We start from the raw sequence: 12,469 nt of genomic DNA, 5'->3' as shown, positions 1-12,469 counted from the left end.
TGCCCTACCCGCCCGCGTGGTAAAAATCATAGACCTTGCGCGCCACCGCCGCGCTGACGCCGGGGGCGCGTTGCAGGTCTTCCAATGCGGCGGCGCGCACCTTGCTCGCCGTGCCGAAATGCAGCAGCAACGCTCGCTTTCGCGCTGGGCCGATACCGGCGATTTCGTCGAGCGGTGACGCCGTGATCGCCTTTGACCGCTTGGCCCGGTGCGCGCCGATGACATAGCGGTGCACTTCATCGCGCAGGTTCTGCAAATGGAATAGCAGCGGCGAATTCACGGGAAGCATTTTCTCGCGCCCGTCGGGGAAGTGGAACACTTCGCGCCCCTCGCGCCCGTGGTGCGGCCCCTTGGCGACGCCGATCACCGCGATGTCATCAGCGATACCAATCTCCTCCAGCACCCGCATCACGCTGGACAGTTGCCCCTTGCCGCCATCGATCAGGATCAGGTCGGGGAGAGTCGCCTCGTGCCCCCCCGGCTTTTGCCCCGCCTCCGCCTCGCCCTCACCAAAGCTGCGGAACCGCCGCGCCATCACTTCGCGCATCATCGCAAAGTCATCATTGGTCTGCGCCTCGCGGATGTTGAACTTGCGGTATTGGCCTTTCTCAAAGCCTTCTGGCCCGGCCACCACCATCGCGCCGACCGCCTTTGCGCCCTGAATATGGCTGTTGTCGTAAACCTCGATCCGCTGCGGTGGGGCGTCAAGTTCCAGAAACTCGGCCAGCTCGCGGTTGATCTTCGCCTTGGTGCCCGTCTCTGCCAGCCGCCGTTCGAGCGCTTCGACCGCATTGCGCTGCGCCTGCGCCATCAGCTTGCGCCGGTCGCCGCGTTCGGGAATGGTGATGCGCACTTTGCGGTCTGCGACTTCGGACAAAGCCGCTTCGATCAGCTCGCGTTCGGGCAGATCGCGATCGACAAGGATGTTCGGCGGCGGCGGCACTTCCTCGTAGAATTGCAGCATCACGCTGGCGAGCACCTGCGCTTCGTCCACATCATTGGTGTGGCGCGGAAAAAAGGCGCGGTGGCCCCAGTTCTGCCCGCCGCGAATGAAGAAGGCCTGCACCCCCATCACCCCACCCTTGGCCGCGAGCGCAAACACATCGGCATCGCCTAGCCCAGCCGCGTTGATCGCCTGCGACCCTTGGATAAAGGTCGCCGCGCGCAGACGGTCGCGCAGCATCGCCGCAGTTTCGAATTGCAGGTTCTCGGCTGCCTCGGCCATTTGCCGTTCCAGATCAGCCTGCACCGCGCCCGATTTGCCCGAAAGAAAATCCTTCGCCTGCCGCACCAGCGCGTCGTAATCAGTTTCATTGATCCGCCCGACGCAGGGCGCAGAACACCGCTTGATCTGATAGAGCAGGCAGGGCCGGTCACGGTTGTTGAAGAAACTGTCTGTGCAGCTTCGCAGCAGGAACAGCTTTTGCAGCGCGTTGAGCGTGGCGTTGACGCTGCCCGCACTGGCAAACGGGCCGTAATAATTGCCCTTCGCCCGCCGCGCACCGCGATGTTTCTGGATGCGCGGAAAGGCGTGATCGGCGCGCAGCAGGATGAAGGGGAAGCTCTTGTCATCGCGCAGCAGCACGTTGAACGGCGGGCGGAAGCGCTTGATCAACTGCGCTTCCAAAAGCAGCGCCTCGGCTTCGGAATTGGTGGTGATGATCTCCATGGCGCGCGTCTGGCTGACCATGCGCTGAAGCCGCCCGGATAGCCCCGCGATCTGGGTGTAATTCGCCACCCGCGCCTTCAGACTGCGCGCCTTGCCGACATACAGCACATCGCCGCGCGCGTCACACATCCGGTACACGCCGGGCACCGGCTTCAACACCTTCACCATATCGCGGATCGCCTGCACCCCGCCTTCCAGATCGGGCTGGGCGCTGGCGACAGTGTAGGCGGCGCGTTCCTCGTTGAAACGCTCCGCTCCGCGTGGGTCATGGGGGGTGCCTGCGGGTGTATGGGCCATGTTGTGCAGATAGGGACTGCTGGGGGCGATTGGCAATTCCCGCAAGCGCGCCTATCCGCGCCGCAATGGATCAACATGATGTCATCATCCTCGGCGCGGGCGCTGCCGGGCTGTTCTGCGCAGCGCAGGCGGGGCAGCGGGGATTGCGCGTCGCGCTGCTCGAAAAGGCCGAAGCTCCCGGCAAGAAGATCCTGATTTCGGGCGGCGGGCGCTGCAATTTCACCAATCTGGGCGCAGGGCCAACCAATTACCTCTCGGCCAACCCGCATTTCGCCAAGAGCGCCCTCGCCCGCTACACCCCCGCCGATTTCATCGCACTGGTCGATCGGCACGGGATCGCGTGGCATGAAAAGACGCTGGGGCAATTGTTCTGTGATGGTTCGGCCAAGCAGATCGTGGCGATGCTGCTGGACGAATGCCCGGATGACCGCGTGATGCTGACCTGCGGCGTGGAGGTGGCGGCGGTGGCGCGCGGGGATGACGGCACCTTCACCGTCACCGCCGCCGATGGTCGCGTATGGCAAGCGCCCACGCTGGTGATCGCCACCGGCGGGCCTTCGATCCCCAAAATGGGCGCGAGCGATTTTGCCTATCGATTGGCGCGGCAATTCGGGCTGAAGGTGGTGGAACTGCGCCCTGCGCTCGTTCCGCTGACGCTGGGGGGAGAGGATGCCTTGTTCCGCGAATTGTCAGGCGTCGCCGCCCCGGTGCGGGCGCGCGCAGGAAAGGCCGAATTTGCCGAGGCCGCGCTGTTCACCCACAAGGGCCTGTCCGGCCCGGCGATCCTGCAAGTCTCCAGCTATTGGCGGCATGGCGAGCAGGTGGCGATCACCTTCCTGCCCGATGCCGATGCCGACTGGCTGATCGCGGCCAAGCGTGACCGCCCGCGCACGCATCTGCGCACCGTCCTGCGCGAAGCCCTGCCCGCGCGGCTGGCCGATGCGCTGGCTGACCGGCTGGGGTTGGATGGTGAATTGGGCAACATCACCGACAAGACCTTGCGCAGCGCGCAGGCGCAGCTGGCCGACTGGCGCTTTGCCCCTAACGGCACCGAGGGTCTCGCCAAGGCCGAAGTCACCGCAGGCGGCATCGCCACCGCCGAACTTTCCAGCCGCACGATGGAGGCCGCCAAAGCCCCTGGCCTTTATGCCATTGGCGAAGCGGTGGACGTCACCGGCTGGCTTGGCGGGTATAACTTCCAATGGGCTTGGGCGAGCGCCTATGCCTGCGCCGAGGCGCTCACCCAAGCACGTGGTTAGAACAACTTCCGCAGATCAATCCCCAGATACAGGCCCAGCGGATCGATCACAAAGGGCTGATAATTGATCGGCGTATCACCATTGGCATCGCGCACCTTGCGCTGTGTATCGAAAACATTGTCGGCGACCAGCGATACCCGGAAGTCTTTGAACACCCCGTCATTCTTGCCCGTGATTTCGCCCATGTTGGCAAACACCCGTAGGTTGAAAGTGGCGATGTCGTCAAAGAACAGATCATTGCTGCCCGGCAGGCCCGATCCGTCCAGCCGGGTTTTACCGGTGTAAATCCCCGAGAGGCGGAACCCCAAGCCCTTGCCGAACAGGCCTGCTTCCAACCGGCTGGAATGGCGCGGGAAGCCGAAGGCACCGGTCGCCTCACCATCCAACTGATTGAGCGGGTCAAGGCCGGGCGCGATCAGGATTTCGTTATCGAGTTCGAGGGTGTGGTTGAGGTTGAAGAAATACCGCCAGCCAGCGAAGTTCCGCCCCGCCAGCGGATTGAACGCCGGAGCCCCGCCGCCAGAAGGCGCACCACCGCCCGCCGCCGCCTGCTGTGGAGCACCGCCCGAAGCGCCGCCCGGCGCTCCGCCACCCATCATCGCCGGGTCAATGCTGCAAATACGAGTGCGGAATTCGGCCAATCGCGCCGGATCAACCGCGCCATCCGCCCCGCGCAGCCGCGCCAGCATCGGTTGAAGCCGTGCCGGGTCAATCCCCGGAAACTCCGCCGAAATATCCGCGCCGCTATCAATCGCGGCGGCCAGCTTTTCCAGAAAGGCCAGCCCGTCCTCAGCGCACAACCGCGCGCGGAATGCCATGAACTGTTCGCGCTGTTCGGGCGACGGCGCAGCGCCGCTGCCAAAACGTGCCGCACCCGCAGGCGGCGCGCCTGCACCCGATTGCGGCGGTGCCGGTTGTGCTGCGCCCGCAGGCGCGCCGCCGCTGCGACCGCCGCCGCCGAAGCCGCCTCGGCCTCCCTCTCCACGCGCAGGCGCGCCGATGCTGCCACTGGTAGAAAACGTGAACTGCAATCGATCAGCCCGCGTTTCGGAAAAGCTGACCGAACGCCGGTCAACCGCGATCAGACGCCCATCGACGTCGCGCGTCACCCGTCCGGGGAAGGCCGCCTCGATCTCAGGTGTGATCTGCGGGAAACCGCTGACGACATCGTCCGAACGGTTGCGGATATATTCCACCGTCAGGCGGGTGCTGTCCCAGAACGGCAATTGCCAGTTGGCCGCAAACTTCCAGTCACGCTGCGTTTCCGCCGGAAGATCAGGGTTGCCGCCGGTGGTGACATCGGCGAGCACCGATTCGCCGCGGGTGAAATCAAACACCGGCACGTTGAAATTGACGATGGTGGGATTGCCCAGCGCACCAAGGCTGGGCGCGACCTCGCGCCAGATATAGGTCGCCGACAGCGCCAGCCCATCAAATGGCTCCCAGTTCAGCCCCGCGTTCCAATCACCCAGCGTGCCGAAATCGCTCAAGTCCTCAACCCCGACCTGCACGTTGAGCGTGAAGGTGCCGAGCGCATCGGCAACGCCGGTGCGGCGGTTGGTGATCGGGATCACCACATTCGCCCCGCTCGACAATTGCCGCCGGGTCAGGCCAACATCAACAGCTGATCGGGTATCCGCGCTTTCAATTCGCCGCCAGTCCAGCCCGACATCGAAGGTTGCCAGCACTTCACCAGCGGGAAGCTCTCCCAGCGGGCCTTCGAGCGTGGTTAGCGACTGGCCGTTGATCACGCGGTTGCGGGCAACGTCGAACCCGGCGGCAGCATTGGTGGGCAACGGCCCATCAAGCGCCAATGTTCCCGCCAGCGCCGCATCGCGCAGCGGTTGAGTGTCAAACCGCTTGTCAATTTCAGTCTCGGTCTCTGCTAGCGAGCCGTCAAAAGTGCTGGTCAGGCGGAACCTGTTGACTGGCCGGGTCACCGAACCGGCAGCCGAAATCGTGTCAGTCGATGAGCGCCGCGTCAAAGGGGTATCCGCCCCAAACGTGCGCACGATCCCGGCCTGATTGGGATCATCGGTCAGCACCACGGTATTCAGCCCGTCAAGACTGCGGCTTTCATTGCGCTCGTAATTGACGTTCGCGCTCAGCGATGTGCCGCTATCAATGATAGCCTTGGCCCACGACAGGTTGGCTTCAAGGTCAAAAGTATCCGCCAACAGGCTGCGAAACCGCGCCTGATCAGGATCGCCCGAAATATCGGAAACCGAGCCTTCGGTCTGGCGAATATCACGCTCGTCCTCGGTCAGCAGCGAGGTATCCTCCACCTCGATATTGGCGTTGATCCGTCCGCCATCGGCAATCTTCAGCACGCCGAACTGCTGTTCGTTGCGGGTATAGCCGCCGCGCGAGGGTGTCTCGAACTCCAGATCGGCCCGACGGTTGGAATAATTTTCCTTGAGGATCAGGTTGATCACGCGGCGATCAGGCGGAAAGCCGAACCGCTGGGCGACTTCTTCGGGAAACACCTCAACCCGCGCGAGCGCTTCGGGCGGGTAATTGGCGAATTCGCGGAAAGAGCCGATGCGGATGCCGTTGACGAGAATAACCGGTTGTCCGCCTCCGCGACCGCGTGCTGACCCGGTCTGCGCGCTAATCTGCGCGATAAGATCGGTGATCGACGTCACGCCTTCAGCCGCAATCGCCTGCTCATCCAATTGCAGCAGCGGCGCCTGATCGACCACCAGCTGCCCGCGCAAACGCTGTCCGCTGACAATGATCTCTCCGCTTGAAACAGCATTACCGCTGGCGCTTTCGATCTCGTCATCATCGGCCTGCGGAACGGCGGCAGGCTGCGGCTGGGCAACAGTAGTGCTGTTCGCCAGCAGCGGCATCGCCACAGCAAGACTGGCAGCACACGTGCCAGCGCGAAGCAGAGCACGAGAAAGCCGGGAGAGGTTCATTATGTCCCTTTACGTCAATGGTTTTTGCGATTTGCCCTACGACGGGCTTCGGTATGCTGCTTTGTTACGATTCCCGCCGGTTTGTGGATGCGTTGCCCTGCCTGAACAAACCTGTGCGATCGCTTAACGCAGGAGCCTTCCCTTTTGGCTTCTGCATCGCTAAAGCGCGCTACCGCATCGACGGGCGTATTGTGCGCCGCAACACCAAAGAAGGAATTACATGGCCAAGGAAGAACTCCTCGAAATGCGCGGGCGCGTGGTTGAATTGCTGCCCAATGCGATGTTCCGGGTGGAGCTTGAAAACGGCCATGAGGTGCTCGGCCACACGGCGGGCAAGATGCGCAAGAACCGCATCCGTGTGCTGGTGGGTGACGAAGTGCTGTGCGAGCTGACGCCGTATGACCTTACCAAGGCGCGCATCACTTATCGTTTCATGCCGGGTCGCGGCGGCCCCGGCCCGCAGTAAGGGCTGGCAGCCCGGATGGGCTCGCCTCATCTCACCTTGGCGTCCGCGTCACCCCGGCGGCGCGAGCTGCTCGGGCGGCTTGGCCTTACGCCGGACGCAGTATCGCCTGCCGACATCGACGAAACGCCGCTTCCCGGCGAACTCCCGCGCGCCTATGCCTTGCGCATGGGGCGCGAAAAGGCTTTGGCTGTGGACGCGCCCGGCCATGTGCTGGCGGGCGATACCGTGGTCGCGGTCGGGCGGCGGATCCTGCCCAAGACCGAAACCGAAGCGCAAGCGCGCGCCTGTCTCGCGCTTATGAGCGGGCGGCGGCATCAGGTGCTCTCCAGCGTGGTGCTGCGCGCGCCTGATGGTAGCTTGCGGACAAGGCTTTCGGAAACCGTGGTGCATTTTAAGCGGCTCTCGCACGAGGAAATCGCCGCCTATCTCGCCAGCGACGAATGGCGCGGCAAGGCTGGCGGATACGCCATTCAGGGCGCAGCCGAGGGACTGATCGAATGGATCAGGGGCAGCCATTCGGGCGTGATGGGCCTGCCGCTGTATGAAACGCGCGCGCTGCTGAAAGCGGCAGGATTTTCCATTGGCTGAACGAACAGCGCCAGAATGGCTGATCGAAGACGGCATTGGTGAACGGCGCGCGCTGCTGATCGCAGGCGAGCGCGTGTTGGCGGCGCGGGTGGAATGGCCGGGCGAACTTCGCGCTGGCGACCGCCCCACTGCCAAACTGATCACCAAACTTGCCGGAACACGGCGCGGGGTGGCGTTGCTGAGCAATGGCGGCGAGGCATTGGTCGATCACCTGCCCCCGCGCGTGACCGAAGGGCAAACGCTGGAGGTCATCATCACCCGCGCCGCCTTGGCCGAGCGTGGACGGTTGAAACGCGCGCAGGCACGCGTGGTGGCCGAAGAAATGCCGCCCGCGCCTGCGTCGCACACCGAAGGCCGCGTGGTGCACCGCTTTCCCGCCGGGTTGTGGGAGGATGTGTGGCACGCCGCATCATCGGCCAGCCTCGATTTTCCGGGCGGCGAAATCCTCGTCAGCGTGACCCCGGCGATGACCGTGATCGACGTGGACGGCATCGGATCTGCGCGCGATGTGGCGCTGGCGGCGGTGCCAGCGATTGCCCGCGCGCTTCGCTGGTTCGATCTTGGCGGCAATATCGGGATCGATTTTCCCACGCTGGCCGCCAAGGCGGAACGCCGCTTGGTGGACGAAGCGCTGGAAACCGCGCTGGCCGATTGGCCGCATGAACGCACGGCGATGAACGGGTTCGGGTTCGTCCAACTGGTCGCCCGGCTCGAAGGGCCATCGCTGCTGCACCGATTCGCCACGGCGCGTCTTGGCGCATCGGCGCGCATTGCGCTGCGCCACGCAGAATTGGCGGCGGAAGGCGGCACAGGGCGCGCGGTGCTGCTGACGGTTCACCCGGCGCTCAAGGCCAAGCTGAAAGACGAATGGCTCGACGAGCTGGCTCGGCGCACCGGGCGCGAAGTGCGGATCGCGACCGATCCCGGGCTTGCCATCGAGGCCGCCCATGCCCAATTACTGAACGCATGAGCACGTCCGCATCCAAACCCTGCCCGATCTGTCGCAAGCCGCGCAACCACGCGCTCAAGCAGCGAAGCGGTAGCGCACAAGAAAACCCATTCCACCCCTTCTGCTCGCAGCGCTGCAAGGATCGCGATCTGGCGCGCTGGTTCTCCGATTCCTATACCGTCGCTGGCCCGCCAGCCGACCCTGAAGCGGTTGCGTCCAACGACTGGCGCGAACAGGATTGATGCGAGGGGATAATCCCGCAGGCTGGGGAGAAATCCCTCTTGCCAAGCCAGCCAGCCTTCGTCATAGGGCCGCTCTCATTTGCTCGCCGGGTAAGCAATGCTTGCAAAACCCGTCGCTGCAGCGAATGCCCGGGTAGCTCAGGGGTAGAGCAGCGGATTGAAAATCCGCGTGTCGGTGGTTCAAATCCGCCCCCGGGCACCATTCGCTGGCTGCAAGAGCCGAGCTGGGAGTTACAATATCATGTCCCGCCGCACCAAAATCTACGAAGGCAAGGCCAAAATCCTTTACGAAGGGCCAGAGCCTGGCACGCTGATCCAGTATTTCAAGGATGATGCGACCGCCTTCAATGCCGAGAAAAAAGGCACGATCAACGGCAAGGGCGTGATCAACAACCGCATCAGCGAACACGTGTTTACGCGGCTGGCGCATATCGGCATTCCTACCCACTTCATCCGCCGCCTCAACATGCGCGAACAGTTGATCCGGCAGGTCGACATCATCCCGATCGAAGTGGTGGTGCGCAATGTCGCCGCAGGATCGATCTGCAAACGGCTCGGGATTGAAGAAGGCGAGCCGCTGCCGCACACGCTGATCGAGTATTATTACAAGGACGATGCACTTGGCGACCCATTGATCGCCGAAGAACACATTGCCTGCTTCAACTGGGCCAGCATTGAAGAAATGCACGACATTTCGTCGATGGCAATCCGCGTCAATGATTTCATGTGCGGGATGTTTGCCGCGATCGACATTCGTCTGGTCGATTTCAAGCTCGAGTTCGGACGGCTTTATGATGGCGATTATAGCCGCGTCATACTGGCGGATGAAATCAGCCCCGATGGTTGCCGCTTGTGGGACATGGCGACCGGGGAAAAGCTCGACAAGGATCGCTTCCGCCGCGACCTGGGAGGCGAGGAAGAGGCCTACCGCGAAGTTGCGCGCCGGCTCGGCTTGCTGAACGGTGAAGACGCCGGGCCGGGCGAGGTGTTCGACCTCTCACACGCCCGCAGCCGGTTGCGCGGCACGCCGCCCCTGAAGAAATAGGTCGCAGAAATAAGCTGACAGAAGCGTTTCAGGCCCTAGTCTCTCGATACCCCTTATGATCGACGCGAGAGACACCTGAAATTGATGCGAATTCGCACCCTTGCTGCCAGCGCGATGCTGGCGCTGTCGCCGTTTGCCTTCACCACGGCGCCAGCGGCGCAAGATGCCATTACCGCCGAAGCCGCCGTCAAGACCCCCACACCCACCTCCACCTGGGCATTCGAGCAAAGCGATGTGCCGGTCGATCCCGACTATACATTCGGGCGGCTGGATAACGGGATGCGCTACGTCATCCGGCGCAATGCCACGCCCGAAGGCACCGCGCTGGTGCGGATGCGGATTGCCTCGGGCTCGCTGGAGGAGACCGATAGCGAGCGCGGGCTTTCGCATTTTCTCGAACACATGGCCTTCAACGGATCAACCAACATTGCCGAAGGCGAGATGGTCAAGCTGCTGGAACGCGAAGGTCTGGCGTTCGGCGCGGATACCAATGCCTCGACCGGGTTTGAAGAAATTACCTATATGCTCAACCTGCCGCGCAATGATGCGGCGCTGCTGGACACTGCATTGATGCTGATGCGGGAAACCGCGAGCGAACTCACCATCGCGGCCGGTGCGGTCGAGCGCGAGCGCGGGGTAATCCTCGCCGAGCGCCGCGACCGGGCGGGGTTTCAAGAACGCAATTACGAAGACTACACCGCCTTCATCGCCCCCGGCGCGCGCTATGCCGAACGCCTGCCGATTGGCACGGGTGCAGTTCTGGAAAACGCCGCCGCTGACCAGCTTCGCGCGCTGTATCAACGCACCTACACGCCTGCCAATACCGTCGTGGTGGTGGTCGGCGATTATGCGGTCGCCGACGTCGAGGCTGCGATCAGAGCACGCTTTGCCGATTGGCAGCCAGCGCCTGCTCCCACCGCCCCAGCCGCAGGCCCGGTTGACCCGGCCCGCGCGGGCCTCACCGATATTCACCTTGACCCTGCCCTGTCCGAAAGCGTCACCATCAGTCGTATTGGCCCGTGGCGCGATCAACCCGATACGATCGCCAACCGCCGCGAACGGAGCCTGCGCGCGGTCGGTTACGCGATCATCAACCGCCGCCTCGCGCGGCTGGCGCGGGGCGAGGATGCACCTTTTCGCGGCGCCAGCTTTGGCACCGGCGACATTTTCGAAGCCGCGCGGGCCACCAACCTCAGGGTGTCCAGCGTCGACGGCGAATGGAGCAAGGGCGTGCTGGCAGCGGTGCGTGAGATCAATCAGGCGCTGACCTATGGCTTTAGCCAGGCCGAGGTTGACGAACAGACCGCCAATTACCGCGCCGCGATGGAAAATGCGGTGAAGGCCGCTTCGACACGCGGGCACAATGCGTTTGCAGGTGCTGCGCTGGCATTGGTGAGTGACGAGCAGGTGCCAACCACGCCCGCATGGCAATTGACTGAGTTTGAGCGATTGCTGCCTGACATCACGCCGCAGGCCGTGTGGCAGGCCGTGCTGGACGATGCAGCGGCGCTGGAACAGCCGCTGATCCGGTTTGAAGGCCGCACCGCGCCCGATGGCGGTGAACAAGCGCTGCGCGCCGCGTTTGATGACGCCATGACGTTGCCGATTGCGCCACCTGCGGATAACGGCCCGCTGGCGTTTGATTACAGCGATTTCGGCTCGCCGGGGACGGTAGTGGCCGATACGCTGGAACCCCGGCTTGGCCTGCGTTTCATCCGCTTTGCCAATGACGTGCGGCTGACGCTCAAACACACTGATGTGCGCAAAGACCGGATCGGCTTTGCGCTGGCGGTTGATGGCGGTGATCTGATGAATACCAGGGATGCGCCGCTGCGCACCTATCTAACCGGTTCGCTGGCATCGGGGGGGCTTGGTAAGCTTAGCCAGGACGAAATGAACAGCGTGCTGGCCGGGCGCAGCGTGTCGTTCAACCTGTCGAGCGAAACCGATGTCTTTGCCGCATCCGGCGGCACCACCCCGCGAGATTTGCTGCTGCAACTGCAATTGCTGGCGGCCGGGTTAACCGACCCCGGCTATCGCCGCGAGGGCGAGGAGCGCTTTCGCAAAAGCATCGAGAACTATTTCGCGACAATCGATTCCACTCCCGGCCGCGCGCTTTCCACGGCGATTGGCGGGATATTGTCGGATAATGACCCGCGCTTCACGCTCCAATCCAAAGACGCATTCTTCGCGCTCGATTACGCGCAGTTGAAGGCCGCAATCGGCGACCGGCTGGCCAACGGCGCGATCGAGCTGGCACTGGTCGGCGATTTTGACGAGGATCAGGCAATCGCAGCGGTTGCCGCCACGCTCGGCGCGCTGCCGGTGCGCGAGCCTGCGTTCAACCCGCGCACCGATGCCCGCACCCGCGGCTTTACTGCGCAGCGCGGCCAACGCATCCTGACCCACAGGGGTGAGGCCGATCAGGCGGTGCTGCAATGGATCTGGCCCACGACGGACGACAGCGACCTTGCCGAAACCCTGCGGCTTGATCTGCTGTCGCGGGTTGTGGGGCTGGAACTGACCGACCGGCTGCGTGAGGAACTGGGGCAGGCCTATTCGCCCTCAGCCGGGTCCAATCCCAGCCATTTTTATCCCGGGTTCGGCACTTTCGGAATCAGCGCCTCTGTCGCCGCTGATCAGGTTGAACCGAGCCGCGCGGCGCTCCGGCAGCTCATCGCCGACCTCAGGGATCGCCCCCTCGATGCGGACATATTGGAACGCGCCCGCAAACCATTCCTTGAAGATTATAACAACGTTCTGAAAGATCTGAACGGCTGGCTCAACCTTGCCGCGCGCGCGCAGAGTGAGCCGGATCGGCTGGATCGCTATCTTGCGGTGCCGCAGGTGGTTGCGGCGATCACGCCGGAAGATCTGCATCAGGCAGCGCGCCAATGGCTCACCCCCGAAGGTGCGGTGGAGTTGCTGGTGGTTCCTGCTCTGGCTCCCGCCGAATAAGCGGCAGATACGAAAAAACCGACAGGTCGCCCCTGCCGGTTTCTTCCATTCATTGGGCCTTTCAGACTGGCGCGA

At 63.5% G+C, this 12,469-nt stretch carries 9 protein-coding genes and 1 tRNA gene; 8 read left to right on the top strand and 2 right to left on the bottom strand.

The features are described 5' to 3' along the window. Positions 1 to 4 precede the first annotated feature (4 nt). The gene (gene uvrC / locus ACSSV3_RS07450) at positions 5 to 1,966 is read right to left on the bottom strand and encodes an excinuclease ABC subunit UvrC (protein WP_354323417.1); all 1,962 of its coding nucleotides are present in this window, start codon (positions 1,964 to 1,966) and stop codon (positions 5 to 7) included. Positions 1,967 to 2,031: 65 nt separating this feature from the next. Here uvrC and ACSSV3_RS07445 point away from each other — a divergent pair, with 65 nt between their 5' ends. Continuing rightward, positions 2,032 to 3,225, top strand: a complete 1,194-nt coding sequence (locus ACSSV3_RS07445) for a BaiN/RdsA family NAD(P)/FAD-dependent oxidoreductase (RefSeq protein WP_354323416.1) — start codon at positions 2,032 to 2,034, stop codon at positions 3,223 to 3,225. Here ACSSV3_RS07445 and ACSSV3_RS07440 read toward each other — a convergent pair. Further along, entirely contained in the window at positions 3,222 to 6,146 is a 2,925-nt protein-coding gene (locus ACSSV3_RS07440) for a porin family protein (protein WP_354323414.1), read from the bottom strand. The genes ACSSV3_RS07445 and ACSSV3_RS07440 overlap by 4 nt on opposite strands. Positions 6,147 to 6,366: 220 nt before the next feature. Between ACSSV3_RS07440 and infA the strand changes: the two genes are divergently transcribed. From infA to ACSSV3_RS07405, 7 genes are all read left to right on the top strand, one after another. Next, positions 6,367 to 6,612 carry a translation initiation factor IF-1 gene (infA, locus tag ACSSV3_RS07435; RefSeq protein ID WP_007163491.1) on the top strand — a complete coding sequence of 82 codons (246 nt, stop codon included), beginning with the start codon at positions 6,367 to 6,369 and terminating at the stop codon, positions 6,610 to 6,612. Between the two features lie 15 nt (positions 6,613 to 6,627). Beyond that, positions 6,628 to 7,200 carry a Maf family protein gene (locus ACSSV3_RS07430; protein WP_354323412.1) on the top strand — a complete coding sequence of 191 codons (573 nt, stop codon included), beginning with the start codon at positions 6,628 to 6,630 and terminating at the stop codon, positions 7,198 to 7,200. Beyond that, complete coding sequence (locus ACSSV3_RS07425) at positions 7,193 to 8,170, top strand: ribonuclease E/G (RefSeq protein ID WP_354323411.1); 978 nt, start codon at positions 7,193 to 7,195, stop codon at positions 8,168 to 8,170. The genes ACSSV3_RS07430 and ACSSV3_RS07425 overlap by 8 nt, the downstream gene beginning before the upstream one ends. Continuing rightward, the gene (locus ACSSV3_RS07420) at positions 8,167 to 8,391 is read left to right on the top strand and encodes a DNA gyrase inhibitor YacG (protein WP_354323409.1); all 225 of its coding nucleotides are present in this window, start codon (positions 8,167 to 8,169) and stop codon (positions 8,389 to 8,391) included. The genes ACSSV3_RS07425 and ACSSV3_RS07420 overlap by 4 nt, the downstream gene beginning before the upstream one ends. A 127-nt stretch (positions 8,392 to 8,518) precedes the next feature. Further along, positions 8,519 to 8,593 (top strand) — tRNA-Phe (locus ACSSV3_RS07415). 39 nt (positions 8,594 to 8,632) lie between these two features. Then, positions 8,633 to 9,436: a phosphoribosylaminoimidazolesuccinocarboxamide synthase gene (gene purC, locus ACSSV3_RS07410; protein ID WP_354323407.1), complete on the top strand. Its 804-nt coding sequence runs from the start codon at positions 8,633 to 8,635 to the stop codon at positions 9,434 to 9,436. An 84-nt stretch (positions 9,437 to 9,520) separates the two neighbouring features. After that, positions 9,521 to 12,394: a M16 family metallopeptidase gene (locus ACSSV3_RS07405; protein WP_354323405.1), complete on the top strand. Its 2,874-nt coding sequence runs from the start codon at positions 9,521 to 9,523 to the stop codon at positions 12,392 to 12,394. Positions 12,395 to 12,469: the final 75 nt, after the last annotated feature.

The sequence above is a fragment of the Porphyrobacter sp. MBR-49 genome (assembly GCF_053628655.1).
This window is presented reverse-complemented; position numbering and strand designations above follow the sequence as displayed.